We start from the raw sequence: 25,233 nt of genomic DNA on the forward strand, positions 1-25,233 counted from the left end.
AAAATGAAGATGTATTATAAGGTTTTAGAGATGAAGTCCACACTCTGTTTTCGGACTATTATTCCATCTGCCGCTTCGGTCTTCGCCAGGCACAGTACAATGCTTGCAACCAATGGAATTATATCCTTTTGCAACTAATGGATGGAATGGTAGGGTGTGCTCTTTAATGTATAAATCTCTTTCTTCTTTTGAAATATCTAACAAAGGATAAAACTTTAAAATCTCCCCTCGCATTTCAAAAATATCTAAAGTAGCTCTGTGGTCGCTTTGCCACTCCATCAGGCCAGAAACCCAGACATTATATTTCTTTTTGATTAAATCTAAAGGTTTTACTTTATTGATGCTACAGCAAAATTCAGGATTCTTTCTGTAAGTTTCGTCTTGAACAGTAAATTCATACTCGTCTTTTAATGCACTAATAGAAGCTACGTTTAATCCGTAAAGCTGTGTTAGTTTAGTTTTGTAGTCTAAAGTTTCTGGAAAATGATATCCAGTATCGATAAAATAAACTTTTTGTTTTTTATTTACTTCAGAAAAAAGATGTAGTAAAAAAGCGGAAGTAGAAGCAAAAGAACTGGTAAGCATGATTTCGGCTTCATCAAAATCGTTATATAGTTCCGCAACTCTTTCGTGAATAGTTAGCGGCTTGTATTTTTTGTTTAACTGCTGAATTTCTTCGTCAGTATATAATCTCTTTTCAGTTTGAATCATAAAAATCTATTTATTCGATAGACTATTAGTTTAATGGCGCAAGATAGTCTTTTTAATTTTTTCTTTTGAAAAAGGAGGGGATTTCTTGATGAAAATTAAGGAGATTTTAAGATTTATATTAAAAATTCCATATTTTAGTTGTCATTATAAACTCAAAATTGCCCCATTTTTATGAGTGAAAAAGAACAAAAACTTAGCTTGCTTTCAGAAATGATAGCCTTAATTCAAGCGGATCATACGGTAAATGAACAGGAGTATAATTTTATTTACACTATTGCCAAACATATGGAAGTAGAGAAAGACGATTTGGATGCGCTTTTTAAAACAAAAAACACTCGCTACATTCCGCCATCACCAGAATCTGAACGGATTTTACAATTCCATAGGCTGGTTTTGTTAATGAATATAGATAAGGAAAACCATCCTAATGAGATACAGCGTTTAAAAGAGTTTGGAATCCGAATGGGACTTAGTCCTTTTGCAATAGACAGGGTTTTAGGAGTTATGGATAATTATCCAAATCGGGTAGTTCCTCCTAAGGTTCTGGTGGATATTTTTAAGACTTATTACAATTAGGTGTTTTTCATTTTTATGTTGAAAAAATTTAATTGTTTGCTCAATGCTTCTTTATCTCTATTGCTAGTTAGGTTGTTTTCAGCATCATTAATTAAAGTTTTAACTTCCTCTAAAATTACTTTTTTATAGGTGTTATCAATGCATTCTTGGAAATGTAAAAATCTAAACATAACCATTAGTTTCTGAATAATAATAATGTCGTGTTTGCAATACAATCTAATAGAAGCCATTATATTGTAAAGTAATTCTTCAAAACTTATGGAGGTTTGATAAATAAGTGCTTCGTCTTCAATAAAATGAATGCTTACGTCCTCCTTTTTCATTCTAATGGCAAGGAGCTCTGTTAAATAATCTATAGCATTCAAGGCAGTTCCAGGGTCATTAATACCTGGAGACATAGCTTTGACGGTAATTTCTGTAATTTGTTTAAATGCTAAGACATAGTTGTTTTCAATAAGTTCTCCTTTGCCAAAAATAAAAGTGCTTAGAATGTCGTTTATAGTTTCTTCATCTAATTCTTTTTCAGAAGAAAATAAAGGAACTCCATGCAATACAAAATTTCCTTTGGCAACTAAAATTTTAAGTTTAGACTCCTTTTTTTGAGAAATTTTAAGGAGCGCATCAATAGAAGTATTTTGGAAGTATCCAGATCTATTGGAGTTGTAGGAATACCAGTTTGAGGTGTCTGGAAACTTATTTTTATTTAATTCCTGATTTTTAATAATATCCATAAGTCTGACTTTTGAAGTATTAAAAATCCCTTCTAAAATATTGTTTATTTGAATTGATTGGGAGATAGAATGGATAAAATATACAAAAGCTGCGAGACAGAAAACAGTTAATATAATGCTTATCAATACTGAAAAACCGGGTATTTTATCTTTGTCTGTTGTTGGAGCTATAGATACTAAAATAAAAATACAATAGAGGAGAGTAGCTAAAAAAACGCCTAAAACTAGTTGATGTTTACGGTTGGAAATAAGTCCTGGTAATATTCTAGGAGAAAAATTGCTAGATGCTTGATTGAGTAATACCATTACCATAGAAAAACTAAAAACCATAAGAGAAATTAATCCGCCAATAAAAACACTTAATAAAGAGCGGGCGGTTTCTTCATTGTCCAATACTAGCATTGGTAGGTTTTCTCTTAAATACCTTGAAATTCCTAGACTCTCTAAATAAATTAATATAAAAGCGAATAAGCAACCGCAAATGGCAATAATTGTAGGATAAAAGGCAATCTGACTTTCAATGGTATTAAGAAAGGTTCTTAATTTTCTAAATAGTTGCTTCATTAATCATGTTTTTCTTCATTTAAAAATATGGTTTTAAAGGCAGATGACAGTTATTTTTATTGAAATAGCACATTAAAAAAATTCAAAAAGGACATTTTGTCATTGTTAAACTAAGCAAACAAGACATTTTGACATTTAATTAAACTTGGAATTGAAATTGTTTTAAGGCTATCAAACGATTATTAAAAATTACAGTTTAATTAAAAAATATAGAATTATGAGTTTAGTAAAAAGAAACAACGTAATGTTCCCAACTTTTTTTGATGAGGTATTAAATCCAGATTGGTTTGGGGGAATGGAGAACAAAAAATCTTTTGTTCCAGCAGTAAATATTTTAGAAAACGATAAAGGGTTTTCGTTAGCGCTTGCTGTTCCTGGATTTAAAAAAGAAGATTTTAAAATAGAGGTAGATAAAGAGGTATTAACTGTTTCTGCTGAAGTAAAAACAGAAAAAGAATCTGAAGATAAAACTGAAATGTATAGTAGAAAAGAGTTTAGTTTTTCTTCATTTAAAAGACTCTTTACATTGCCAAAAACAGTAAATAGTGATGAAATAAATGCTACTTACGAAGCGGGAGTGTTAACATTAACATTGCCTAAAAAAGATGAGGCCTTGCCAAAACCAAAAAGGCTTATAGATATTGCGTAAGGATTAGTTTTTCATAATGTTTAAGTTAGTTAGTTAATTAAGGAATGCCCCGATAAATTCGGGGCATTTATGTGTTTTAGTTAGGGTTTTATATGTAAGTCTGTCTATACAAGTGCTAAGCATTGTATGTTTAGAGTTTGTAATATTTCTTCAACTTCCTTTTCGGTAATACCACAAGAAACAACTCTTAAAATCTTGTCAATATCTTCAAGGTCAAAATTTGCCTGTTTAATTCCAGGGTGGATTAATAGCTTTTCTAGTACACGGTTTATTTGCTCGGTAGAATGTATATTAGTGGCAAAGACTAATATTTCTAATGTGCTTCTATTGTTCATCATTGTTGGTTTTATGGTTTTTACATCTTTCTCTTAATCGTTGTTTAATTCCGTTTTCCCAAGGTTTTCTAGATGGTCGACCTCGTCTTCCTTTAAATTTGCCTCTGTAACCGCCCCAGCCACTTCCTAAAAACAGAAGCTTGCAAAGCAATAATACACCTAGGGTTTGCCAAAAAGTGAGGGTTGTTATTCCAAAAATATCTGGCATAAGCCAATTCCATAAATGCATTACTATAAAAACATAGAGCGCAATAATGGCTACTTTAAAAAATATAAATCCAATAATTTTTAATCCTTTCATATCCTTAATCGTTTAATTCGTTGTATAATTCTTGTAATGCTATTTTTAAACGGGAAACGGCGTAGCGCTTTCTCGATAAAATGGTATTGACCGATGTTTGTTTTAATTCAGCTATTTGTGCAATTGGAAACCCTTCTAGTTCATAGAGCACAAAAGCATCTCGTTGTTCTTGGGGGAGTTTCTCTAAGGTATTTTCAAGAACTTTGGAAACTTCTTCTTTCCATAATTCTGTTTCTTGGTCGGGAGGGGTGTGTTCTTGTATCCATTCAAAGATTTCATTATCATCATCTTCTTTTCTAGTCAAATCTGAGGCGTTAGTTGGTTTCTTTTTCCTAATAAAATCAATAGCTTTAAATCTAGCGGTGCTGTATAGCCACGATGTAATTTTGTCCAGATCTTTTATTTCTTCAAAACCAAGTATCAAATTGTAAAACACATCTTGTACAATATCTTTTGCATCCTCTCTATTAGGAATCCATTGTTTTAGAAAGTAAATCAGTTTCCCTTCTTCGGAAACAGATACTCGCTTTATAAAACTATTTTTTTCCTTTTGATTCATTTAGTTGGGATGCGTTATACTATATAGTCGGATGAGAAAGGAAAATATTTTAACCATTTTCGTTTTTTATTGAATTTTATTCAATTTATAGTGATAAGTCCCTAAAACTTCTTTTGTGACTATATTGAAGGTCTCTGTTTAGATGAGTTAAATTAGTTTCGTTTAATTATTGCGTAGGCAAGTCCGAGATATTGATTCGTCATAACATTTAACAAATTGGGACAATGGGAGGATTCACTGTTTTTAGATTAAGTATAAGAATTATTTGCTATATTTAATTGCGTTTTATTAATCCTACATTTATATAGTATGGTAAAGTATTACTCTCCATCTGGAGCATTTTCTTATGGCTCTATTTTATATTTTTTATTAATATCGATAACAATATTTCCGCTTCTTGGCTTTATTTACGCTTATTGTATATGGTATATACCTTTTGTTTATATTAATTTTATTATTACAATTCTTTTTGGATTCGCAATAGGTTATTCAATAGATAAGTTTGTAATTGGTATAGGTAAAGTTAGAAATTTTTGGTTGTCTATTATTTTTGGTTTTATTGGATCATGTATTGCGTTATATTTTCACTGGCTTATTTGGGTCGATCTTGTTGTAAATGCTGGAGAAAGTTATGGAACCTCTCGATTAGGTATAACTGTAAGTAATATTAATTATTCTCAATTATTATTTCTATTGAGCAATCCAGAGATTTTATTTAGTATAATTAGCGAAATCACTAAAACCGGTACTTGGTCTGTTGGGGGAAGTTCTAGTAATAGTGTTAACGGAACTTTTTTATATATTGTATGGTTTATTGAGTTTCTTATAGTTTTAGTGGTTTGCTTAATGACAATAAATAAATATAGAAAACCGTTTTGTGAAAGAGAGAATTGTTGGTATAAAGAACTAAAGTTAAAGCCCTTCGATTATATTGTAAATGATAAAAAAACTGTAGCTAAAATTGAAGAGTCAAATCTTGAAGTTTTAGAGACTATATCATTACAAATAAATCCCCAAAGAAGCCATAGTATTTTCATATTATACACTTCTAGACATAATGATTGTTACTTATCTATCATTAATAAAAAAGCAAAAAGAGGCAAAAATGAAAAAATGGAGTTCAATACAGACCATGTGGTAGATTATGTAGCGGTAAATAAAGAATTCAAAGATAGGATTCTTGGAATTAATAAATAGTATTTAAACCGTGTAAAGTATTGATTATTAGTATTTTATTATATTATTGATTTAAATAGTTAAGACGTTTCCATAACTTTAAAAATCATACTTCGATTAAATTAATTCTTGGATGATTTTTAATGATTTCCATTATAATTTCAAAGTAGGTTTGACCAGTCCCTTGCTCTAATGCGGTTATCTTTTTTTTAATGAAATCAATATTAAATACAGCAGGTTCTTCGAGTTTCTTTTTATAAAAATTTAATGTAGCTTCTATTCCTAAATCAGATTTATTTTTACTGATATTCTTCCAAATCAAATCAAATTTTTCAACGGACTTTAATGCGCCAAAACCACCATAAAACAAATCGTTTAAAGCATCTAAACTTTCAGAAATTTTCCAGTTTTCAGCGCTCATAAATAACCGATTTATCTCTTTGTAAAAAGAAGGAATATCATGAATTTTGTCCCCATTGATAATAAATTGTTTCGGCATTTATATAGTTTATTGTTATTGGCAACGTTATTTTTTATGATTCAATATTTCCAATAGTTCTTTCAGGTTTTGTCTATTATCCCAAAAAGCTGTGATTATAATTTCTTTGGATTTAACTTTATAATAAATACTGAAATTTCCTACCGAAGTAACTCTTATGTCTTTAAAATCAGTTGCTTTATAAATAAGAGGTTCATCTGCAATTTGCTTTGTTCGATCGGAGACTAGCTTTACTAGTTTTTTTGAATAAGTGTTGGATTTATTTCTCTTAACCCAATATTCTAGAATTCCTACAAACTGAATGTCAGCAGTTCGTGTCCAAATTATATTGCGTTTAGCCATTCTATATTTCTTTTCTCCATTGCTTCCTGAGAAATCAGTTCTCCATTTGTAATATCTTGTTCGCTCATTTCCAAAATTGCTTTTTGTTCTTTAGTCAATTCTATCATTTCTGATTCGCAAGAACTGGAAGCGATTAATTTGTCAAGAGCAACTAAAAAATCTTTATCTTTAATGGATAGTATTTTATCTATCAATCCGTTTCTTATAGTATCTACTGTTGCCATAGTATCATAATTTGTTTTAAATATCCGAAAATTTACATGTTTTTCCTAATGCCATCTATTGTACTTGTTTTCGGTTTGCTACTTGAGAATCTGCGAGGATTTTACGTCGTAAACCGAAGCTAGCAATAAACTATAACCGTATTTATTGAGTAATGTTATTTTTTTATTTGCTCTTTGCCTTTTTCAGTATTCTAAATTACATTCCAATTCTTGATATAGTCTTCTTTAGTTTATTTGTAATAAATTGTTTCGGCATTATTCTAATTTAAATACGTTCTTGCAAGCTTTTTATTTCGTCTCGTAATTTTGCAGCTTCCATAAAATCGAGTTCTTTGGCTGCTTTTTCCATAGATTTACGTTTATCTCGAATAATCTTTTCGATTTTTTCTTTTGGTAAGTAATCTAATTCAGGTTCTGCAGCTTGTCTTGCAGCTTCTTTTTCTAGTTGATAAGTGGAGATTGAGTTTTTTCCTAAGGCACTATCAAGGTTTTTCTTAAGTGCTGTAGGAACAAGATTGTGTTTGGTGTTATAATTTATTTGTTTTTCTCTACGGTAGGTGGTCTCGTCTATAGTTTTTTGCATACTCGTCGTTATTTTATCAGCATACATAATAGCTTTACCATTTAAATTTCGAGCAGCTCTCCCTACTGTTTGCGTTAATGAACGTGCACTACGTAAAAAACCTTCTTTATCAGCATCTAAAATAGCAACAAGAGAAACTTCTGGTAAATCAAGTCCTTCTCTTAAAAGATTTACACCAATAAGGACATCAAAAATTCCCTTTCGTAAATCTTGCATAATTTCTACCCGCTCTAAGGTGTCTACATCACTGTGGATATAACGACAACGAATTTGAATCCGACTTAAATATTTTGTAAGCTCTTCGGCCATTCTTTTGGTAAGAGTCGTAACCAAAATACGTTCATCTTTTTCCACTCGTTGCTGGATTTCTTCTACTAAATCGTCAATCTGATTTTCGCTTGGACGAACTTCAATAACAGGGTCTAATAAGCCTGTTGGCCTAATTACTTGCTCTACATAGACTCCATCGCTTAGTTGCAATTCATAATCTGCTGGCGTTGCGCTAACATATAAAACTTGGTTCTGTAATGCCTCAAATTCTTCAAATTTTAAGGGTCTATTGTCCATTGCTGCGGGTAGCCTAAATCCGTATTCTACTAAGTTTTCTTTCCTACTTCTATCGCCGCCATACATGGCATGTACTTGAGGAATGGTAACATGACTTTCATCTACAACCATTAAGTAATCATCTGGAAAATAATCTAATAGACAGAAAGGGCGAGTTCCTGGTTGTCTTCCATCTAGGTAACGAGAGTAGTTTTCAATACCGCTGCAATACCCTAATTCGCGAATCATTTCTAAGTCAAAATTAGTACGTTCTTCCAAACGTTTTGCTTCCAAAGGTTTCCCTACTTCTTTAAAATAATCCACTTGCTTTACCATATCATCTTGAATTTGATGGATAGCATTTTGTAGCACATCTGGCGAGGTAACAAACATATTTGCAGGGTAGATATTGAGTCGGTCGTATTTTTCTAAAACCTTGTTTGTGTTCGGATCAAAAGCTTCAATTTCTTCAATTTCATCACCAAAAAAATGAATTCTAAAAGCATCATCAGCATAACTAGGATACACATCTACAACATCTCCTTTTACTCTAAAACTTCCATGAGTAAATTCTGCAGTAGTACGTGCGTATAAACTTTGTACTAGTCGGTGTAAAAGTTTAGTACGAGAAATTACTTGATCTCTCTCAATAGAAATTACATTTTTCTGAAATTCAACAGGATTTCCAATACCATACAAGCAAGAAACAGAAGCTACAACCAATACATCTCTTCGTCCAGAAAGTAAGGAAGAAGTAGCGCTTAATCGGAGTTTTTCAATTTCATCATTTATAGATAAATCTTTTTCAATATAGGTTCCAGTTACTGGAATATAGGCTTCGGGCTGATAATAATCATAATAAGAAACAAAATATTCTACCGCATTATCGGGGAAGAATTGTTTGAATTCTGAATATAATTGTGCAGCCAATGTTTTATTGTGCGCTAAAACCAAGGTTGGTTTTTGTACCGTTTCAATAACATTGGCAACCGTAAAAGTTTTTCCAGATCCTGTAACTCCTAAAAGGGTTTGGTATTTTTCTTCGGAATCAATTCCTTCAACCAACTGTTTGATTGCATTTGGTTGATCTCCCGTTGGTTTGTAGTCTGATTTTATAGTGAATCGCATCTTACAAATTTAACAAACAATATGGTAGCATGTTGTTTATGTTTTGTGAAAATTTATTTATAACATCTTGAGGTGTAAGACCGCTTTGCTGAAAGAAAATAGGGTAAAGATTATATGGTAAGAGTTATGAAATTATTTCAGTAAATCTACTTTCTATTTTTAATAGGGAAACATTATACTTTCCTTTATAAACTATTACAGATCTCTATACTTTTAATTCTAATAATAATCTGAAGGATGGATTATGTTTGGTTTTTTAAGCGTAGTTTTCTTGCTTAGGATAATTTATTCATCTTTGTATATAAGTAAGTTTTTTACATGAAAATAAATGGATTTATTTGATGCAACACCTCAAAGTCAACGTAATATTTTAAACAAAGATGGAGAGGTTTATTACTACGGAAAAATATTTAATAATAAAGAGGCGATAGCTTTTTATGAAGAGTTATTCAATAATATCCATTGGAAAAATGATGAAGCTATCATCTTCGGGAAAAGAATAATAACAAAACGAAAAGTAGCTTGGTATGGAGATGAGCCTTTTCAGTATACGTATTCTAAAACAACTAAATCTGCACTTCCGTGGACAAAAGTATTATTAGAATTAAAGAAAAAAACAGAAGAAGTTACGGGAGAGACTTTTAACTCTTGCTTACTAAATTTGTATCATGATGGGAGTGAAGGAATGGCTTGGCATAGTGATGGAGAAACAGCACTTAAAACAAATGGAGCGATTGGTTCCTTGAGTTTTGGAGCGGTAAGGAAATTTTCTTTTAAACATAAATCAACCAAAGAAAAAATAGATATAATTCTTGAAAATGGGAGTCTTTTAGAAATGAAAGGACTTACACAAACGCATTGGTTACACCGACTCCCACCTACCAAACAGACTTTAAAGCCTAGAATTAATCTTACTTTTAGAACTATTGAGTGTTAATTTTTAGAGGTTCAAAGGTTCAAAGTTGAAAAATGTGTCAATTTGAAGATTTGGAAATGTGAGTAAAAAGGTCGGAAGACCGAAGACCGAAGACGGGAGTGTTCAGCTGGCAGTTACAGTATGCAGTTTTTCAGTTTATGGTTAACTACAAATTCGAAAAGAGTTAGAATGCAAAATCTATATTCTCTTCTCTCTATTCTTGTCATTTTTTTTGCTTTTTTTCTTGTCTCTTGTCTCCTTTTTTGCTTCCGACTTCCGTCTTCCGACTTCTTTCAATAAGCAGCAGTTTTTTAGTTTATGGTTAACTACAAATTCGAAAAAGAGTTAGATGCAAAATCTATATTCTCTTCTCTCTATTCTTGTCTTTTTTTGCATTTTTTCTTGTCTCTTGATTCCTGACTCTTGATTGAAAATGTACGCCTACTGAACTGAACACTGCATTTCTTGTCTCTTGTCTCTTGTCTCCTTTTTTGCTTCCAGCTTCACAAACTTTCTTACATTTAACAAATAACCATCAACTATCAACCGAAATATAACTTTATAAGAAATTCTTTATTCTTTCCTAACAAAATGTATATTTGCCACCAATCTTTAACGATTGCGTAAATGGAGTGTATTAGTGTTTTCGATATGTTGAAAATAGGCGTGGGACCATCGAGTTCTCATACCTTAGGCCCGTGGAGAGCTGGAGAGCGTTGGATAGCTGAATTAAAAGAAGAAGGCTTGTTTGAGCAAGTAACTTCTATTAAGGTTCATGTTTACGGTTCTCTTTCTTTAACAGGAAAAGGTCATGCTACAGACTTGGCTATTTTACTTGGCCTCTCTGGAGCCGATCCAGAATATATTCCTATTGATACTATTGATGGGATTGTAAATACTATTAAAACGGAACATATCATCAATTTTAATGGGGAGAGACAATTAGATTTTAATTTTAAAGAAGGAATTGTTTTTCATAGAGATTTTTTACCATTTCATGCAAACGGACTCACATTTGAAGCAAGACTAGATTCTGGCGCTACATCTTCAGAAACGTATTATTCTATTGGAGGAGGTTTTGTAGTAAAAGAAGAGCTTATTCATGCGAAGGAGAATTTAAAAACTCTTAAAACCTTTCCTTTTCCAACCCAAAAAGGAACGGAATTGTTGGATTATTGTCACCAAGAAAACGCAAGCATTTCTGAAATTGTTTTAGAAAACGAACGATCCTTACGTTCTGAGGAAGAAATAGATAGAGAATTGCACCGTATTTGGGATACCATGCTTGAGTGTATGTATACGGGTTGCCATACAGAAGGAAATTTACCTGGAGGCTTAAATGTAAGACGAAGAGCTTTTGATACCCATAAAAAATTGATAGGAGAGATAAAGTATAATTCGCCTCAAGAATGGTTGGAAGCTATTAGACTAACAGAAGTAAAATTTAGGCAAATCCTAAAATGGGTGAGTTGTTTTGCTATTGCTGTAAATGAGGTGAATGCTGCTTTAGGAAGAGTTGTTACAGCACCTACTAATGGAAGTGCTGGTGTAATCCCTTCTGTTTTAATGTATTATATGGTAATTGAAAATCATGATGCTGGATTTGATGAAATCAAGAAATTCCTTTTAGTGGCTGGAGAGATTGGAAGTATTTTCAAAAAAGGAGCTACTATATCAGCAGCTATGGGTGGTTGCCAAGCAGAGATTGGAGTTTCTTCGGCTATGGCTGCTGGAGCACTTACGGAACTTTTAGGAGGAACTCCAGAGCAAGTTTTAATAGCTGCTGAAATAGCAATGGAGCATCATTTAGGGCTTACGTGTGATCCTATTGGGGGGCTTGTGCAAATACCTTGTATTGAACGGAATTCTATGGGGGCTATAAAAGCAATTAATGCGGCAGAATTAGCTTTGGAAACCGACCCGAAAAACACAAAAGTTCCTTTGGATAAAGTGGTAAATACCATGTGGGAAACAGCAAAAGATATGAATTCTAAATATAAAGAAACCTCTGAAGGAGGATTGGCTGTTGGAGTAAATTTAAGCGACTGCTAGATTTTAATCTTACCTTTTTAAGGTAAAATGTCCTTTAAAATCGCGACCATCATCTAATTTTACCCTAAACCAATAATCGGATGCTGGTAGTGGAATCCCGTTAAAAGTTCCATCCCAGCCTCTGCTTAAAGGGTTGAGTTGCTTTACTAGTTTTCCGTATTTGTCGAATATAAAAACATAAGACCCCGATTGGGTTGAACTATTAATTCCGCTGATTCTCCAGTAATCATTATGGTTGTCGTTGTTTGGAGTGAAAAATTTATCGTAACCAATTATAGAAATCGTTTTAGAAACAGTTCCGCAGCCATTTTTATCACGCACATAAATAGTAGCAAAACCTTTTGGAACGTTTTCAAAAACATTACTTGTTTGGTATGGGCCTACAATATCTTCAATAGCATATAAATAGTCTCCTTTTCCTTCTACAAAAACCGTAACTCTATTATTTTCATAAATATCTTCTACTTCTGGATCAGGAGTAAAAGTGGCAATATTAGAGGTGTTGATTGTAAATGTTTTAAAGTTGGAACATTCATTTTGAATAACTCCCGCAGCATCACTATATATATTCTTCAAAATAAGTTTGTAATTCCCTGGAGAAGTAATGGTGACATTTCGACTAGTACCAACGGTAGTTTCGTTTCCAGTATCATCAATCTTTACCCATTTATATTCATCAAAACCAGATTCTGCTGTAATAAAAGCTTCAGGATCATTCAGACATATTAGCGGTAGCGGATTAGGAAGATTAACGATAGGCTTTTTATTAACTACTAAATCAAATTGTTTTACATCTTGGCATTCATTATTTTTTTCAATACGTGCATAAATTGTTTTACTTGCAGTTGTAATCTGGTCGCTAGTAATTTTATTGAGCTCTAAAGAAGCATCATTTAAAGAATTATATAAAGCAATATCTAAATTTTTAAAGTGGGTATCTTTAATATATTTTAAGTCGAAAGTTCCCTCTGGAGTGATGCTACTCTCATTGTTTGCACATACGTAAAATGGACCTATTTTATCAAGACCGGCAAGTGTTGGATTAACTTTTAACTTAATTTCTCCTTCAGCTTCACAACCATTTTTATTTATAACTTTTACATAGATAGTCTCCCCGTCTTTTGCTGTAAAGTTCTCAGGATTTATAATAGAACCCCCCGAATTTCTGTCAGCTATAGATTTGTAATAAAACATTGAATAATCAGGATTGTTATTTATCCCTTGAGCTTCAGCTTGTGTTAAATTAAAGGATGTGGTTTTATCGGTAGAATTGTTATCGAGATCGCATTGTACTAATGTGTTGTTGTTGAAAATTGGCTCTTTGTAAGCTGAAATTTTAAAATCTGTAATGTCAAAACATCCATTAGGGTTAGTAACTCTACTGTAAATTGTTTTTTCTTCTTCTGAAATATTTTGAGTATTTGGAATAGGATTTATATTATCAGAAGCATCGTTTAATGAAGCAAAAAAATCTACAGTATTATTACTATCAGAATTAATTTGATTTTTATAGGTGTTTAAATCAAAATCAAACTTTCCGTCAATGGTACATTCTTTTTTATTTAAAATTTTATTAGCAGTAGGAGCCGGAGGGAAGGGAGATTTTCCAGTGGTAGCACTTCCAGTCCATTGAAGATCGAATCCACCATCTCCGATGGGTCTATCTATAACAATAAAATAGGAGTCTCCAACAGCTACATTTAACCATTTAACAAATCCATTGCCACTTTCTCCAGGTCCTTCAGAAGCGTCGGACTCTGAGCCATTCATTCCTGTTGAATTACTTGTTTGCCCTGCTGCTAATGGATTTGTGGTAGAACAACGAATTGCTTGCCCAATATTTCCGCAAGTAGCACTTGGACCATATACAAAAAAATCATAATCAACTTCAAGTTTGCTACTAGAAGGTGTTAAAGTAAATCCTAATGTACCTGCTTGGATAATAGATATTTTTAACCAAACACTGTTGTGTTCTTCACTATTACATGAGTTTGTAGTATTTATTTCTTGTATTCCACTTCCATTAGCATTGGAAGTGAAAATACCTCCTCCGCAAACTGTTATTGCATTAACACAATCGTTAGGGAGCTTATTTACTGTCTGTGCACTAATAAAGTCAATCAGAAAAAACAGAAAAAGTATAAATAGGTATTTTTTGGGGGCTAGCATTTAGGGTTGGTTTATAAATCTCGCTTTTTTAACAGGGCATAAGATAAATAAATAAACAGATAAGTCCATAATAGCACAATAAGTATTTCATACCAATGCACACCATAGTCTTTAATGTATGATTCTCCAATTTGATTAGCTACAGATTGTACAGCATTTAGTCTGCTAAAAGGTTCTTTTATTAAGTTGCTCATAGCGCTTAATGGTAAAAATTGTGAAATGCTATTGGCAATATTTCCATCGGTTTGCCAGCGTACAAGTCCGTAAAAAATACCTTCAAATACTTGCCATAGAATTAAAAAACCAAGAGCAAAAGCAGATCTTTTTACAAAGATCCCTAAGAACAAACAAAAAGAGAAAAAACCTAAGAGTTTTACAAAAAAGGCGATTAGGTATTCCAAATCAGAAAAAATAATGCTGAATTCATTATAATCAGAATAAAACAATCCTAAAACTAAAGAAACTACAAAGATAAAAACCGTAGAGATTACTGAAAAAACTACAACTGTAAGAAATTTAGAAAGGATAAATTCTTTTTTACTAAGACCGTCAATTAGGTTTTGTTTAATAGTTTTATTACTGTATTCGTTGGACATCATCGATACAATTACGATGGCTAGAAACAGTTTAAAAAATGCAGCTATGTAAGTATTGAAATGCCATATGTAAGGAAAGTTAAAAATTCCTTGATCGGCTAGTTGGAAATGAACTTCTCCTATATCAAAATTTATAGTAGCAAAAAGCGCTATAAAGGTGAGAAGGATAAAATATGCGATGATTAAAATTCTGCTTGCGCGATTATTCCACAATTTTATAAATTCTATTTGGAGTAGTCGTTTCATTTTTTAGTTTTTTATATCCTAATTAGTAGTAGGTTTTTGGTTTATGTTTTAAAACTTCTGAGCTGTTCTGAGTATTTAGAAGAGCTTAGGCAGAGATGCTTTTTTAGTTGCTTTGGTTTTTTGTAAGCGCTAAAAATTGTTCTTCTAAACTTTCTTTTCTTTTAACCAAATGAGAAAGAATAATCCCATTTTTAAATAGAAATTCGTTAAAAGTGGTAGCATCCATCGGTTCATTTAAAAATGCGGTAATAAGTCCGTTTTCATTTTTTATAGAACCAAAAGCAGGATTATTATGGAGTAAATCTATTAGCGCCTTTTCATTCCCTGCTTTTAACTCAAAGAATCCGTGACTAGCAATCATTTCATCTACACGGCCGCTATAAAGTTTAACCCCTTTTCTAAGAATGATTACATGGGAACATACTTTTTCTACTTCATCTAACAAATGCGAAGCTAAAAGGATGGTAGTTCCTGTAGAAGCAATTTTCTTTATAATTTCTCTAATTTGGTGAATCCCTTGCGGGTCAAGTCCGTTTGTTGGTTCGTCGAGAATTAAAATTTCAGGATCGTTTAACAAGGCAGAAGCAATAGCAAGACGTTGTTTCATCCCTAAAGAATAGGTTCTAAAGTTACTGTCCTTTCGATCCAAAAGACCAACCAATTCCAACTTTTCTTCAATTTTAGAATCTGGAACATCTTTTATTTTGCAGACTAATTTTAAATTTTGGACAGCCGTCATATATGGATAAAAGTTTGGTCGCTCTATAATGGCGCCTACTTTTTTCAATGCTTGGTGGGTTGAGGTATTACCATCAAACCAAAAGAAATCTCCATTTGTTTTGTTAACTACATTGAGCACAATCCCAAGTGTAGTAGACTTTCCGCTCCCATTAGGGCCTAAAATTCCGTATACATTTCCTTTTTCAATAGTAAAAGAAAGGTCGTTTACTGCAGTTAAAAAATTAAACTTTTTAGTGAGATTTTTTACGGTGAGAATAGTTTCCAAATTTTTCTTTTTTCGAGTTGATTCTATTAACTTGACGAATTCTATATAGAATTGTTACAATAATATAGATTAAATTTGATTAAATAATAAGAAAAAGTATATGAGCGAGAAATTAATGTCGAAAAAAAAACCGTCGTATCCCGTAAACGAGCGTTTTTTAATGTATTTGGAAAGGTATAATAGAACTACCAAAATTCCAATATCTTATGATGATTTATTACGTTTTTCGGGTTCGGTAGTGGTTTATGATGAAGATGATAACGACACCCTATGGATTCGTGTATATTATTCTGAATTTGAACGACCAGAAATAGATTATCATTTAAAGCAAGTGTACACTCTTATTTTTTCTGATGGAAATGAAGATACTTTTCAGTATTTAAATATAGACGCAATTGATTTTTGTACGTTTGGAAATTCGCAGCCTTTTCGTATAAAAGTGAGGAATGTTTTAAATGATAACTATACATACATTTATGTTAAAAAAGCAGATGCTTCGCGTATTTATGGCTTAGAATTAGAGCATATATTGTCTCCTAATCGGATGAATTTTGCGGTGTATCACGATACTTTAATTGAAGAACATATTTCTGGAATTCCTGGAGATGAGTTTATAAAAAGTGCTTTGCCTAGTTGTACCGATATTCAGAAAAGTCAGATTGCAAAAGAGTTTGTTAAGTTTAATGAGCGCTGTATGATTCGTTTATTAGGAGATATGCGTTCTTATAACTACGTAATTATTCCTGTACACGATTTTGACAATGTAATTTTTAAAATTCGAGCTATTGATTTTGACCAACAATCTTATGAGGGGAATTTTAAGGTTTACAAACCTCAGTTTTTCAAAGAAAATAATAAAATGGTGCAAATGGTTCAGGAGAGGTTAAAGCCAGCGTCTATTGAGCAATATAAAAAAGAAGAACGCTCCCTGTTGGCTAAGCGAATTCTAACTTCAAAAAAGCGCTTAAAAGCCTTATTGAGATGTATGATAAACGACCATATTACAACTCCTGAAAATTTAGAAGAGCTAAAAGAAGAACTTTATAATTATACCCTGGATGTGAAGTTTAAACGCTGTCGTTCTATGGGGCAAGTTGTGAGAGTGGCTTTGGAATTTGTTAGAAGAAATTATGAAGATGTAAGTATGAAAAGATTATTGCACGGGAGCTAAACTAAATTTTTATGGGGTTATTTAATCCCTCATTGAGGGTCTAATTCCCCAACGCTCTGCGTCGAAATGGATTAAAATATTTTTCCTTTGAATACCTCGTAGGCTTGCCTCGAGGCAGTTGATTAGTTAATTAAAAAAAAGCCTGGCGGAGCCACCACCAGGCTTCGTAACCCTAGGGTTACAACTTAGAACGAGTAAACGGCTACTTTTAAATTTCTTTTATCCTCATTTTTGAGGTATTATTCTTTGTTTTCTGTGTATGTAATGACATTGTTTAGGGTTCATTTTATATAGAATTCAAAGAATGGTTTGTTGGTTAATTAAAAAGCATATACCGCCGCTACTAAAAAGGATGCTAGGCTTCCTGTAGGATTGTCATCTCCGTCTAAAAAGATGTCCTCAGAAGCGCTATCAAATCTTAATTCTGGTTTTATAGTTAAATCACTAATTTTATAGTTTCCTGTTAATGTAAATTCAAATACATCAGCATCACTATCTGGTGCTAAGCCAAATACTCCAACACCACCATCAAATTCTTTAAAATATTCTCCACGAAGTCCGACAGAGAATTTTTCTGATGTTGCATATTGAGGGTATAGTGCAAAACCATAGAATCCAGAACCATCGGTAGTGTTGTAAGTAGTGTTTATTCCTAAGTAAAAAGCGTCAGATAAATCAAATCCACCTGTATAATCTACTTGAAAAGTTTCTCCTGGTAAACCTGTTTGAGCCCCGTAAATAAAGTTTAAATACTGACCTTTATATCCTAATTGAGCTCCAGCTGTATAGCTTCCGTCAAGATTTATTTCTGTAAAGTCTGTACTGTTCATAACAGCCAACATTAAAGAAAAATCATCAGAAAGTGTAAAATCTGCTTTTATTCCAGTGTGAGAGAATGGTCCGTAAGAGAACATATAAGAAGTAGAGTAATTAAAGTTACCTACAGGAGAAATAACTTCATATCCTAAAAAGGTGTTGAAGTTCCCCATTGTCAATCTTACTTTTTCGCTTACATTCCAGTATACATATAATTGATTTACAATATTTGCAGAACCAGTAGATAAGAAAACAGCATCTTCTCCACGAGGTCCGAAAACTAAATCGGCTACAAAACCTACTTTTTCCCCTTCATAAGAAGCTATAAGGTTTGCCATACCTAGTGCAAATCCACTTCTATTAGCAAAAGAAGTAGGAGGGGTGTTAAACATTCCGTCTCCATCTGCCTCATTAGTTCCGGTTAAATTTGTTTTCCAGTAAACGTCTGCAGATCCACTAAAATTAAATTTTTTATCTTCTTGAGCAAAAGTGCTTAAACTAGCTAATGAAACCGCTAGGAAAAATATATTTTTTACGACATTTGTAAGTGTAATCGCTTTCATAATATTAAAAGTTAATTTGTTGTTTGGTTTATTAATGAATTGGTCAGATAATTAGAATATTAATTTTTACAAAAGTGGGTTACCGAACGGAGCGTACCGCCAAATACCGCTCCGTTCTTTTTTACCCTTTAAAATAAAAACTAACTAACTAACGATCTATAGTGAAGTCTGGATAAGCTGCACCATCATGTTCGTGCATATCCAATCCTTCTATTTCTTCTTCTTTTGTAACTCTTAATCCCAATGTTTTTTTCAGGATAAATAATACAATGAACGATGTAACTAATGCCCATACACCGATTCCTACAACTCCAATAGCTTGAATTCCAAGTTGACTAAATCCTCCTCCGTAAAGAAGTCCTCCATCAGTAGCAAAAACACCAACTAATAAAGTTCCTAAAGCTCCACAAACTCCATGTACAGAAATTGCTCCAACAGGATCATCAATTTTTAGAGTTTTGTCGATAAATTCAATAGAGAATACCACTGTTAATCCAGAAAGGATTCCTATAATGGCTGCACCTCCAGGGCTTACAGCAGCACATCCAGCAGTAATTCCAACTAAACCAGCCAAAGCACCGTTAAGAGTCATAGATACTTCTGGTTTTCCGTAGCGTATCCATGTAAGCGCTAAAGCAGTTACTGCACCAGCAGCTGCGGCAAGGTTTGTAGTAATAATAATACCAGCAGCGTTGAAAGAGCTTTCTCCGCTAATTGCTAGCTCAGATCCAGCATTAAAACCGAACCATCCTAACCAAAGGATAAATACTCCTAATGCTCCAAACATCATGTTGTGTCCTGGGATAGCATTCGATTTTCCTTCTGTGTATTTCCCTATTCTTGGACCTACTAAAATTGCTCCAACTAATGCAGCCCATCCTCCAACGGAGTGTACTACTGTAGAACCTGCAAAGTCTATAAATCCAAGTTTTGTTAACCATCCGTCACCTTGCCATACCCAGTGGCCAGATATTGGATAGATTAATGTTGTCATAATTAGCGAAAAAATAACATAGGTAGTAAACTTTGTTCTTTCTGCTACGGCTCCAGAAACTATGGTAGCTGCTGTTGCGCAAAATACTGTTTGAAAGAATAAGTTGTGCATGTCTTCTCGCACATTGTAAAATAATGAAGGAGTACCAATAAAACTACTGATAGATTCTCCATACATTAATGTGTAACCAATAAACCAAAAAGCTAAAGAACCTACAGCGAGATCCACAAAGTTTTTCATTACTATATTGATTACATTTTTAGATCTTGTGAAACCAGATTCTACAAGTGTAAAACCTGCTTGCATAAAAAACACGAGAATCCCCGCGATCATTATCCACATTATATCTAGAACTGCGTTCACTTCTATAACGTTTGTTTCCATAAAAAGTTTTTTTAAATTAGTTTAGTTGGTTTACTTTAATGATTCTTTGCCTTTTTCCCTCGTTCTAATTCGGTAGGCTTCTTCTACAGGAGATACTATTATTTTACCGTCACCAACATTTCCTGAATATGCTGATTTAAGGATGGCTTCAATCGTACGTTCAGCAAATTCATCTGAAACAATGATTGACAAATACCGTCTTTGGATATCGGCAGTACTGTAACTTACACCACGATACACATGGCCTTTTTTCTCGTTACCTACTCCCGTAACATCCCAGTAACTAAAAAAGTTTACTTCTACTTGATGTAACGCATCTCGTACGTCATCAAATTTTGATTTACGAATAATGGCTTCAATTTTCTTCATATTTAAATGATTTGTTTGCTTAAAACTATGTTAAATAATTGTTACCAGAAAAAAAATAGGGGGGTAGTTGGTAATTTTTATTAAATTATTAAAATATACCCCTTTAAAATTAGGGGTAAGTATTTAAAATGTATATTTTTTAAATATCAAAGGATGAAAATTATAATGTAGGAAGAGATTTTTTATATAAGAATATCATGACAGGTTAATTCAAATTGAATAGTTTTTTATTTAAAGTTTTAAGCTGATGTGTATAGGTTGAGAAATCCTTTTAAAAGCAAAAGCTGCCTAAAATGTTTTATAAGGAAGAATTAAGTAATAGAAAAGTGCTACACTTTTGTGTATGAACTATAAATTATAAAGAAAATCTCTGTAGGAGTTAACTTATATGAATTTGACTAAGAAAATACCTATAAACACAGCTATTATTCCTGTAACAAATGTAATTGTAGTATATAAAAGAAAATTAAGAAAATCTCCAGATTTTAAGAACACATGATTTTCATATGCAAATGTGGAGAAAGTGGTAAGACCTCCGCAAAATCCAGTAGTAATAAATAAAAGTTGATTGTTGTTAAGCGATTCATGTTTTACTGCAAATCCTAAAATAACTCCTATAAATAGGCTACCTATAATGTTTGCTGCAAAGGTATCATACGGAATTCCTGTTTCAGACGAATTTAGAAATTTACTAATTAAATAGCGGAGGGAACTCCCTAAGCCACCACCAATAAAAACTAAAATCAACTGTTTCATTTCAAACTATTTTTTAGTTCTCAATAGTATCAGGATAAATTTCTACTTTTTCTTTAATTGGGATGTATATTTCAGAAATTAACGCTGCTGGGTTTGCTGTTTCGTCTTCTGTAACAACGTAACTCTCAAAAGAATCCCTTTGAGGATCTACTTCGAAATTATTATTTTTAATAGCTTCTCTTGTTTTACTCCAAGCTTCATTCATATTAATATAATCCCCTTTCATTACAGTTTTAAAATAACTTCCAGAGGGAATAAAACCGCAAAGAATTGTACTGCCAACTGGAGTAATTACTTTTTCTTTAATAGGAACACCTGCAGAAAAAATAACAGAATTGTTTAAAGTGTCCGTTTGTTGATATAGAGTAAACTCATCTCCAGAAGGGTGTAAATAGTTTTGTTCCATAAAGGCTTCAATTTCTTGAAACATCTTTTCAGAGGCTATATTCGTTTCATTTATTCTTGCACTTGTGGTTTGATATAAATAATAACCTCCTCCATATTCGGTTTTACCAATAGTAGAAATGGTGTATTTTTTCATATCGGCTGTAATAGCACTGTCTAGTTTAATAAGACCGTTGGCAAAGTCTGTTTCAAATTTGTGCTCCATACTATTCTGAAACAAAATCATAAACTTATCAGTGAAGCTGAGTTTTCCTTCAATTCCAGAAGTTACTAATACTCCATTTTTACTAGAGGTCTCAACAAACGACCAAAAACGATGCGCAATAGTCTCTTTTGGTTTGATAAAATCTAAACGTTGACGGATGGAATCTTTAGAAATATAGGTTGTAGTAATGGTGCCTTTACCTAAAATATTGCTATTCCATTTAAAAGAAGCATTTTTTCCTTCCGTTGTAGCGCCATAATCAATTACCATCTGCGGATCATGGTCAAACCAAACAGACCATTTATTCCATTCCTTCAAGTTATTTACATACTCGTAAATTACTGGTTTTGGAGCATTAATTATTCGGGTTTTAACTATTTTGTAATCATCGGGTTGGATGGCTACATAGATAGATAAACCAATTGCTACAATTAAAAATAAGAATATAAGGTATTTTAAAATTCTCATAGGAATGCTTTATGTAAAATAAACCTAAGATACAAAAAATGTACATTCGTATTAAGAATATTTAAACACAATGAATGTAAATAATAGAAAATGGTTTATATGGCTTCTTTCAAAACTACGTCATATTCTTTGTTAGCAACTTCTTTTTTAGCAGTTACATCTTTATACTGCTGATTGTAAATAGCAGTTGTTTTTGTAGTTGCTTTTGGAAGTTTGTTAACGCTGAATAATAATAACACCACATTAATTATTAACAGACTAAATAAGATTGTAAAGAAAATCATCATTGCTTAAGTTGATTGCTTTAGAGCAAATTTAAGAAAAATATAAGATAAATTCTCATATTGTGTTGAAAAATTAACGTAATGTAGTCAAATATGAGGTTATTGTCTATTTAAGGTTAGTTTTTTGTTAAAAACTTAATAATTATTAGGCTAGTTAAGAAAATGATAAAGCCAATAAGAACCCAAATTGTACCTTTATATTGTTTTTTATGAGTTTTATTATCTTTTTTATAGCTAATAATCATTATTATTATAAAAGCAATTGCAAATAAGCCTGCAAAAACTAATTGACCGTTACTGAACATATTATTTTTTATTTTTAGCAAAATTAGTCAAATTAGCTATTAACTCATCATGACTTTTTGTGTTTGAACAAAAATTATAAAATTAGAGGATAAAAAGACTATTTCGTAGCAGATAAAAAAAGTTAAGATGGGTTCTATATCAAAAGCTATCTATAAATTACTTTCATAATATAAAAAACAAAATATTTTAGATGAAAAATAAATTAAAATCCGTTGAAGAATTTCATAACGCATTTGGATTGGGAGTGGCTAACTTTCCAATAGCAAAATTAGAAGCCTCTAAAATTGTTTTAAGACACAATTTAATGGCTGAGGAAAATGATGAATACTTAGAAGCCGCAACAAATAATGATATAGTGGAGGTTGCAGATGCACTAGGAGATATGCTTTATATACTATGTGGAACTATTCTGGAACATGGGATGCAACACATTATTGAAGATGTTTTTAATGAAATACAGTTGAGTAATATGAGTAAATTAGGAGCAGATGGAAAACCAATTTATAGAGAAGATGGAAAGGTATTAAAAGGCCCTAATTATTTTAAACCAGATATTAAAAAAATAATAAATAAATAAGGGCTACTTCATAATCGAGATTTGATTATTCTATTGGCTGTTCTAAGTTTATAGCAGGTTTTGTAAAATAAATTTCTTTTTTATTTCTTTCGAGAGCTTGTTTTGGGCTGATGTACTATAAAAAAGGAGGCTGTTTAAAAATTAATTTTTAAACAGCCTCCAACTAAGTATGATAATTTTATGCTTATACTTTTACTCGCCAACCAAACTTATCTTCAGAAATATTATATTGAATATCCATGATAGCTTGTTTGATTTTAGAAGCAAAGGAATTTTCTATTTTTGGAAGTTCCCAAGTGTCTCCTTTAAATCCAAAACCAGCAATAGGGTTTATAACAGCAGCAGTTCCACTTCCAAAAATTTCTTTTAAAGAACCATTGTTTGCTGCTTCAATTACTTCGGTAACTTTTATAGGTCTTATATCTACATCTATATCCAAGTCTTTAGCCATTGCTATCACACTTTTTCTAGTCACTCCATCCAAAATTCGGTCGCTAATTGGGCAAGTAATTAATTTGTCTCCAATTCTAAAAAAGATGTTCATGGTTCCAGCTTCCTCTAAATACTCATGTGTATTAGCATCGGTCCATATAATTTGCTGAAAACCTTCTTTATTTGCAATACTTGTTGGGTAAAACTGACCAGCATAATTCCCAGCAGCTTTTGCAAATCCAAAACCTCCGCTAGCTGCTCTACTATAATGGTCTGCTATTTTAACACGAACTTCTCCACCATAATACGATTGTGCAGGCGAACAAATAATCATGAATTTATATTTATTGGCAGGAGATGCTGAAACTCCAGATTCTGTAGCAATTACAAAAGGGCGGATATATAAGCTATTGCCAAACCCTTTTTTAATCCAATCTTTTTCAAGTTTTAATAAGGTATTAAGTCCTTCAAAGAAAAAATCTTCAGGAAACTCTGGCATTGCTAATCTAGCCGCAGATTTATTGATACGCTCAAAATTTTCTTTTGGTCTAAACAACCAAATATCATCTTGCTCATCTTTATATGCTTTCATCCCTTCAAAAACTGCTTGCCCGTAATGAAATACACGTGCAGAAGGATCTAGAGATATTTTTTGATATGGAGTAATTTGTGGCTCTTGCCATGCTCCATTTTCATAATCACAGACAAACATATGATCTGTAAAAACATTTCCAAACGCTAAGTTGCTAAAATCTACTTCGTTTATTTTTGAAGTACTAGCTTTTTCAATTTTGATATTCGTAATAGTTTCCTTGCTCATAACTCAACTTTAATCCCCTTTTTGGGTGAAACCCTTAAGATTTTTGCTTCTTAAGATTAATTTTATTGTTCTAAAAACCTTACAGGTTATTGCGTTTTGCTAAATTAGAAAATATTCTAGCAAAAATCAGATTATTTAATACAAAAATAAGTTATTTTGTAGACAGTTTTTGCTCAATAATCTAGAATTAATGTTTCTATACTTAGTAGGAATGTTATAATTTTTCTTTTTTTGAGACAATTTAATCTTACTCCAAGAGAGTGTATTAAATACTATAAGATATGAAAATTAAATTTTTAGCCATAGGAATTGGACTCATACTGTGTTCTTGTAATGCAAAAAGTGAGCATCAGAAAAAAGAAATAGCAGCTAATTATAATATATATGGAGATACAATTTCCGTAGAAAAAATAATTTCTGCTGAGAAAACTCAAGCCGAATATCAGAACTTAAAAGTAGGAGATACATCTGTAATAACATTTAAGGCTAAAGTTACTGATGTATGTAAAGCCAAAGGATGTTGGATGAAACTAGATTTAGAAAATGGAGAAGAAGCAATGGTAAAATTTAAGGATTATAGTTTTTTTGTTCCTAAAGATATTACTGGAAAAGAAGTGGTTTTGAGCGGTAAGGCATATGTAGATATGATGTCTGTAGAAGATCAAAAACACTATGCAGAAGATGGAGGAGCTACCGAAAGTGAAATAGAAAAAATAACCACTCCTTCTAAAACGTATTCTTTTGAAGCTAATGGGGTATTGCTAAAAAAATAGT

27 protein-coding genes are annotated in these 25,233 nt (G+C 32.2%); 8 read left to right on the forward strand and 19 right to left on the reverse strand.

All coding sequences use genetic code 11. The features are described from left to right. Positions 1-24: 24 nt before the first annotated feature. A complete protein-coding gene (locus tag JOOMADRAFT_RS18035) occupies positions 25-711 on the reverse strand; it encodes a phosphoadenylyl-sulfate reductase (protein WP_008615987.1) in 687 nt (228 codons plus the stop codon). Positions 712-882: 171 nt separating this feature from the next. On the opposite strand from JOOMADRAFT_RS18035, the gene JOOMADRAFT_RS18040 reads away from it, so the two are divergent. Further along, complete coding sequence (locus JOOMADRAFT_RS18040; RefSeq protein WP_008615988.1) at positions 883-1,287, forward strand: hypothetical protein; 405 nt, start codon at positions 883-885, stop codon at positions 1,285-1,287. Here the strand turns inward: JOOMADRAFT_RS18040 and JOOMADRAFT_RS18045 are convergent. Next, complete coding sequence (locus tag JOOMADRAFT_RS18045; RefSeq protein WP_008615989.1) at positions 1,284-2,582, reverse strand: DUF2254 domain-containing protein; 1,299 nt, start codon at positions 2,580-2,582, stop codon at positions 1,284-1,286. The genes JOOMADRAFT_RS18040 and JOOMADRAFT_RS18045 overlap by 4 nt on opposite strands. Positions 2,583-2,799: 217 nt before the next feature. Here JOOMADRAFT_RS18045 and JOOMADRAFT_RS18050 point away from each other — a divergent pair, with 217 nt between their 5' ends. Beyond that, positions 2,800-3,231, forward strand: a complete 432-nt coding sequence (locus JOOMADRAFT_RS18050; RefSeq protein ID WP_008615990.1) for an Hsp20/alpha crystallin family protein — start codon at positions 2,800-2,802, stop codon at positions 3,229-3,231. A 104-nt stretch (positions 3,232-3,335) separates the two neighbouring features. Here JOOMADRAFT_RS18050 and JOOMADRAFT_RS18055 read toward each other — a convergent pair whose 3' ends face one another. The 3 genes from JOOMADRAFT_RS18055 to JOOMADRAFT_RS18065 are packed head-to-tail and all read right to left on the reverse strand — an operon-like array spanning position 3,336 to position 4,426. Continuing rightward, positions 3,336-3,569 (reverse strand): hypothetical protein, encoded by a 234-nt coding sequence (locus JOOMADRAFT_RS18055; RefSeq protein ID WP_008615991.1) that lies wholly within the window; start codon positions 3,567-3,569, stop codon positions 3,336-3,338. After that, the gene (locus tag JOOMADRAFT_RS18060) at positions 3,556-3,867 is read right to left on the reverse strand and encodes a hypothetical protein (protein ID WP_008615992.1); all 312 of its coding nucleotides are present in this window, start codon (positions 3,865-3,867) and stop codon (positions 3,556-3,558) included. The genes JOOMADRAFT_RS18055 and JOOMADRAFT_RS18060 overlap by 14 nt, the downstream gene beginning before the upstream one ends. Positions 3,868-3,871: 4 nt before the next feature. Next, entirely contained in the window at positions 3,872-4,426 is a 555-nt protein-coding gene (locus JOOMADRAFT_RS18065; RefSeq protein WP_008615993.1) for an RNA polymerase sigma factor, read from the reverse strand. A 309-nt stretch (positions 4,427-4,735) separates the two neighbouring features. Between JOOMADRAFT_RS18065 and JOOMADRAFT_RS18070 the strand changes: the two genes are divergently transcribed. Beyond that, positions 4,736-5,623 carry a hypothetical protein gene (locus JOOMADRAFT_RS18070; RefSeq protein ID WP_008615994.1) on the forward strand — a complete coding sequence of 296 codons (888 nt, stop codon included), beginning with the start codon at positions 4,736-4,738 and terminating at the stop codon, positions 5,621-5,623. Positions 5,624-5,708: 85 nt separating this feature from the next. On the opposite strand, the gene JOOMADRAFT_RS18075 is transcribed toward JOOMADRAFT_RS18070, so the two are convergent. From JOOMADRAFT_RS18075 to uvrB, 4 genes are all read right to left on the reverse strand, one after another. Then, the gene (locus JOOMADRAFT_RS18075) at positions 5,709-6,101 is read right to left on the reverse strand and encodes a hypothetical protein (protein WP_008615995.1); all 393 of its coding nucleotides are present in this window, start codon (positions 6,099-6,101) and stop codon (positions 5,709-5,711) included. A gap of 27 nt (positions 6,102-6,128) precedes the next feature. Further along, positions 6,129-6,443, reverse strand: a complete 315-nt coding sequence (locus tag JOOMADRAFT_RS18080) for a type II toxin-antitoxin system RelE/ParE family toxin (protein ID WP_008615996.1) — start codon at positions 6,441-6,443, stop codon at positions 6,129-6,131. Then, positions 6,425-6,667 carry a hypothetical protein gene (locus JOOMADRAFT_RS18085; protein ID WP_008615997.1) on the reverse strand — a complete coding sequence of 81 codons (243 nt, stop codon included), beginning with the start codon at positions 6,665-6,667 and terminating at the stop codon, positions 6,425-6,427. Before JOOMADRAFT_RS18085 ends, JOOMADRAFT_RS18080 begins: the two co-directional genes overlap by 19 nt. 265 nt (positions 6,668-6,932) lie before the next feature. Continuing rightward, on the reverse strand, positions 6,933-8,924 hold the full coding sequence (gene uvrB, locus JOOMADRAFT_RS18090) for an excinuclease ABC subunit UvrB (RefSeq protein ID WP_008615998.1): 1,992 nt from the start codon (positions 8,922-8,924) through the stop codon (positions 6,933-6,935). Positions 8,925-9,252: 328 nt separating this feature from the next. Between uvrB and JOOMADRAFT_RS18095 the strand changes: the two genes are divergently transcribed. Both JOOMADRAFT_RS18095 and JOOMADRAFT_RS18100 read left to right on the forward strand, forming a co-directional pair. Continuing rightward, on the forward strand, positions 9,253-9,861 hold the full coding sequence (locus JOOMADRAFT_RS18095) for an alpha-ketoglutarate-dependent dioxygenase AlkB family protein (protein ID WP_008615999.1): 609 nt from the start codon (positions 9,253-9,255) through the stop codon (positions 9,859-9,861). Positions 9,862-10,467: 606 nt separating this feature from the next. After that, a complete protein-coding gene (locus JOOMADRAFT_RS18100; RefSeq protein ID WP_008616000.1) occupies positions 10,468-11,892 on the forward strand; it encodes an L-serine ammonia-lyase in 1,425 nt (474 codons plus the stop codon). A gap of 9 nt (positions 11,893-11,901) precedes the next feature. Here the strand turns inward: JOOMADRAFT_RS18100 and JOOMADRAFT_RS19760 are convergent, their stop codons facing one another. The 3 genes from JOOMADRAFT_RS19760 to JOOMADRAFT_RS18115 all read right to left on the reverse strand — a co-directional run bounded on the left by JOOMADRAFT_RS19760 (position 11,902) and on the right by JOOMADRAFT_RS18115 (position 15,909). Continuing rightward, positions 11,902-14,061 carry a T9SS type B sorting domain-containing protein gene (locus JOOMADRAFT_RS19760; protein ID WP_008616001.1) on the reverse strand — a complete coding sequence of 720 codons (2,160 nt, stop codon included), beginning with the start codon at positions 14,059-14,061 and terminating at the stop codon, positions 11,902-11,904. 11 nt (positions 14,062-14,072) lie between these two features. Continuing rightward, positions 14,073-14,903 carry an ABC transporter permease gene (locus JOOMADRAFT_RS18110; RefSeq protein WP_008616002.1) on the reverse strand — a complete coding sequence of 277 codons (831 nt, stop codon included), beginning with the start codon at positions 14,901-14,903 and terminating at the stop codon, positions 14,073-14,075. Between the two features lie 103 nt (positions 14,904-15,006). Next, entirely contained in the window at positions 15,007-15,909 is a 903-nt protein-coding gene (locus JOOMADRAFT_RS18115; protein ID WP_008616003.1) for an ABC transporter ATP-binding protein, read from the reverse strand. 100 nt (positions 15,910-16,009) lie between these two features. Between JOOMADRAFT_RS18115 and JOOMADRAFT_RS18120 the strand changes: the two genes are divergently transcribed. Continuing rightward, complete coding sequence (locus JOOMADRAFT_RS18120; RefSeq protein WP_008616004.1) at positions 16,010-17,080, forward strand: hypothetical protein; 1,071 nt, start codon at positions 16,010-16,012, stop codon at positions 17,078-17,080. Positions 17,081-17,400: 320 nt separating this feature from the next. On the opposite strand, the gene JOOMADRAFT_RS18125 is transcribed toward JOOMADRAFT_RS18120, so the two are convergent. The 6 genes from JOOMADRAFT_RS18125 to JOOMADRAFT_RS18150 all read right to left on the reverse strand — a co-directional run bounded on the left by JOOMADRAFT_RS18125 (position 17,401) and on the right by JOOMADRAFT_RS18150 (position 22,327). Further along, on the reverse strand, positions 17,401-18,459 hold the full coding sequence (locus JOOMADRAFT_RS18125; protein ID WP_008616005.1) for a porin: 1,059 nt from the start codon (positions 18,457-18,459) through the stop codon (positions 17,401-17,403). Between the two features lie 148 nt (positions 18,460-18,607). Continuing rightward, entirely contained in the window at positions 18,608-19,837 is a 1,230-nt protein-coding gene (locus JOOMADRAFT_RS18130; RefSeq protein WP_008616006.1) for an ammonium transporter, read from the reverse strand. A gap of 30 nt (positions 19,838-19,867) precedes the next feature. Next, positions 19,868-20,206, reverse strand: a complete 339-nt coding sequence (locus JOOMADRAFT_RS18135; RefSeq protein WP_008616007.1) for a P-II family nitrogen regulator — start codon at positions 20,204-20,206, stop codon at positions 19,868-19,870. Between the two features lie 384 nt (positions 20,207-20,590). Then, complete coding sequence (gene crcB, locus JOOMADRAFT_RS18140; RefSeq protein WP_008616008.1) at positions 20,591-20,962, reverse strand: fluoride efflux transporter CrcB; 372 nt, start codon at positions 20,960-20,962, stop codon at positions 20,591-20,593. Positions 20,963-20,975: 13 nt separating this feature from the next. After that, entirely contained in the window at positions 20,976-22,040 is a 1,065-nt protein-coding gene (locus tag JOOMADRAFT_RS18145) for an SRPBCC family protein (RefSeq protein ID WP_008616009.1), read from the reverse strand. Between the two features lie 95 nt (positions 22,041-22,135). Continuing rightward, positions 22,136-22,327, reverse strand: a complete 192-nt coding sequence (locus tag JOOMADRAFT_RS18150; protein WP_008616018.1) for a hypothetical protein — start codon at positions 22,325-22,327, stop codon at positions 22,136-22,138. A 493-nt stretch (positions 22,328-22,820) separates the two neighbouring features. On the opposite strand from JOOMADRAFT_RS18150, the gene JOOMADRAFT_RS18160 reads away from it, so the two are divergent. Further along, the gene (locus JOOMADRAFT_RS18160) at positions 22,821-23,207 is read left to right on the forward strand and encodes a pyrophosphohydrolase domain-containing protein (protein ID WP_008616020.1); all 387 of its coding nucleotides are present in this window, start codon (positions 22,821-22,823) and stop codon (positions 23,205-23,207) included. A gap of 184 nt (positions 23,208-23,391) precedes the next feature. Here the strand turns inward: JOOMADRAFT_RS18160 and JOOMADRAFT_RS18165 are convergent, their stop codons facing one another. Then, positions 23,392-24,459 carry a branched-chain amino acid aminotransferase gene (locus tag JOOMADRAFT_RS18165; protein ID WP_008616021.1) on the reverse strand — a complete coding sequence of 356 codons (1,068 nt, stop codon included), beginning with the start codon at positions 24,457-24,459 and terminating at the stop codon, positions 23,392-23,394. Positions 24,460-24,740: 281 nt separating this feature from the next. Here JOOMADRAFT_RS18165 and JOOMADRAFT_RS18170 point away from each other — a divergent pair, with 281 nt between their 5' ends. Then, positions 24,741-25,232 carry a DUF4920 domain-containing protein gene (locus JOOMADRAFT_RS18170; RefSeq protein WP_008616022.1) on the forward strand — a complete coding sequence of 164 codons (492 nt, stop codon included), beginning with the start codon at positions 24,741-24,743 and terminating at the stop codon, positions 25,230-25,232. Position 25,233 lies beyond the last annotated feature (1 nt).

Source organism: Galbibacter orientalis DSM 19592 (genome assembly GCF_000260115.1).
GTDB classification, from domain to species: Bacteria; Bacteroidota; Bacteroidia; order Flavobacteriales; family Flavobacteriaceae; genus Galbibacter; species Galbibacter orientalis.

Bases quoted from the DNA above. Each gene is read 5' to 3' on its own strand.
- uvrB (WP_008615998.1), bottom strand. From the start codon at position 8,924: ATGCGATTCACTATAAAATCAGACTACAAACCAACGGGAGATCAACCA.
- JOOMADRAFT_RS18110 (WP_008616002.1), bottom strand. From the start codon at position 14,903: ATGAAACGACTACTCCAAATAGAATTTATAAAATTGTGGAATAATCGC.
- JOOMADRAFT_RS18170 (WP_008616022.1), top strand. From the start codon at position 24,741: ATGAAAATTAAATTTTTAGCCATAGGAATTGGACTCATACTGTGTTCT.
- JOOMADRAFT_RS18130 (WP_008616006.1), bottom strand. From the start codon at position 19,837: ATGGAAACAAACGTTATAGAAGTGAACGCAGTTCTAGATATAATGTGG.
- JOOMADRAFT_RS18035 (WP_008615987.1), bottom strand. From the start codon at position 711: ATGATTCAAACTGAAAAGAGATTATATACTGACGAAGAAATTCAGCAG.
- JOOMADRAFT_RS18045 (WP_008615989.1), bottom strand. From the start codon at position 2,582: ATGAAGCAACTATTTAGAAAATTAAGAACCTTTCTTAATACCATTGAA.
- JOOMADRAFT_RS18040 (WP_008615988.1), top strand. From the start codon at position 883: ATGAGTGAAAAAGAACAAAAACTTAGCTTGCTTTCAGAAATGATAGCC.
- JOOMADRAFT_RS18070 (WP_008615994.1), top strand. From the start codon at position 4,736: ATGGTAAAGTATTACTCTCCATCTGGAGCATTTTCTTATGGCTCTATT.
- JOOMADRAFT_RS18055 (WP_008615991.1), bottom strand. From the start codon at position 3,569: ATGATGAACAATAGAAGCACATTAGAAATATTAGTCTTTGCCACTAAT.
- JOOMADRAFT_RS18075 (WP_008615995.1), bottom strand. From the start codon at position 6,101: ATGCCGAAACAATTTATTATCAATGGGGACAAAATTCATGATATTCCT.
- JOOMADRAFT_RS18050 (WP_008615990.1), top strand. From the start codon at position 2,800: ATGAGTTTAGTAAAAAGAAACAACGTAATGTTCCCAACTTTTTTTGAT.
- JOOMADRAFT_RS18080 (WP_008615996.1), bottom strand. From the start codon at position 6,443: ATGGCTAAACGCAATATAATTTGGACACGAACTGCTGACATTCAGTTT.
- JOOMADRAFT_RS18100 (WP_008616000.1), top strand. From the start codon at position 10,468: ATGGAGTGTATTAGTGTTTTCGATATGTTGAAAATAGGCGTGGGACCA.
- JOOMADRAFT_RS18125 (WP_008616005.1), bottom strand. From the start codon at position 18,459: ATGAAAGCGATTACACTTACAAATGTCGTAAAAAATATATTTTTCCTA.
- crcB (WP_008616008.1), bottom strand. From the start codon at position 20,962: ATGAAACAGTTGATTTTAGTTTTTATTGGTGGTGGCTTAGGGAGTTCC.
- JOOMADRAFT_RS18165 (WP_008616021.1), bottom strand. From the start codon at position 24,459: ATGAGCAAGGAAACTATTACGAATATCAAAATTGAAAAAGCTAGTACT.
- JOOMADRAFT_RS19760 (WP_008616001.1), bottom strand. From the start codon at position 14,061: ATGCTAGCCCCCAAAAAATACCTATTTATACTTTTTCTGTTTTTTCTG.
- JOOMADRAFT_RS18060 (WP_008615992.1), bottom strand. From the start codon at position 3,867: ATGAAAGGATTAAAAATTATTGGATTTATATTTTTTAAAGTAGCCATT.
- JOOMADRAFT_RS18145 (WP_008616009.1), bottom strand. From the start codon at position 22,040: ATGAGAATTTTAAAATACCTTATATTCTTATTTTTAATTGTAGCAATT.
- JOOMADRAFT_RS18065 (WP_008615993.1), bottom strand. From the start codon at position 4,426: ATGAATCAAAAGGAAAAAAATAGTTTTATAAAGCGAGTATCTGTTTCC.
- JOOMADRAFT_RS18120 (WP_008616004.1), top strand. From the start codon at position 16,010: ATGAGCGAGAAATTAATGTCGAAAAAAAAACCGTCGTATCCCGTAAAC.
- JOOMADRAFT_RS18160 (WP_008616020.1), top strand. From the start codon at position 22,821: ATGAAAAATAAATTAAAATCCGTTGAAGAATTTCATAACGCATTTGGA.
- JOOMADRAFT_RS18095 (WP_008615999.1), top strand. From the start codon at position 9,253: ATGGATTTATTTGATGCAACACCTCAAAGTCAACGTAATATTTTAAAC.
- JOOMADRAFT_RS18085 (WP_008615997.1), bottom strand. From the start codon at position 6,667: ATGGCAACAGTAGATACTATAAGAAACGGATTGATAGATAAAATACTA.
- JOOMADRAFT_RS18150 (WP_008616018.1), bottom strand. From the start codon at position 22,327: ATGATGATTTTCTTTACAATCTTATTTAGTCTGTTAATAATTAATGTG.
- JOOMADRAFT_RS18135 (WP_008616007.1), bottom strand. From the start codon at position 20,206: ATGAAGAAAATTGAAGCCATTATTCGTAAATCAAAATTTGATGACGTA.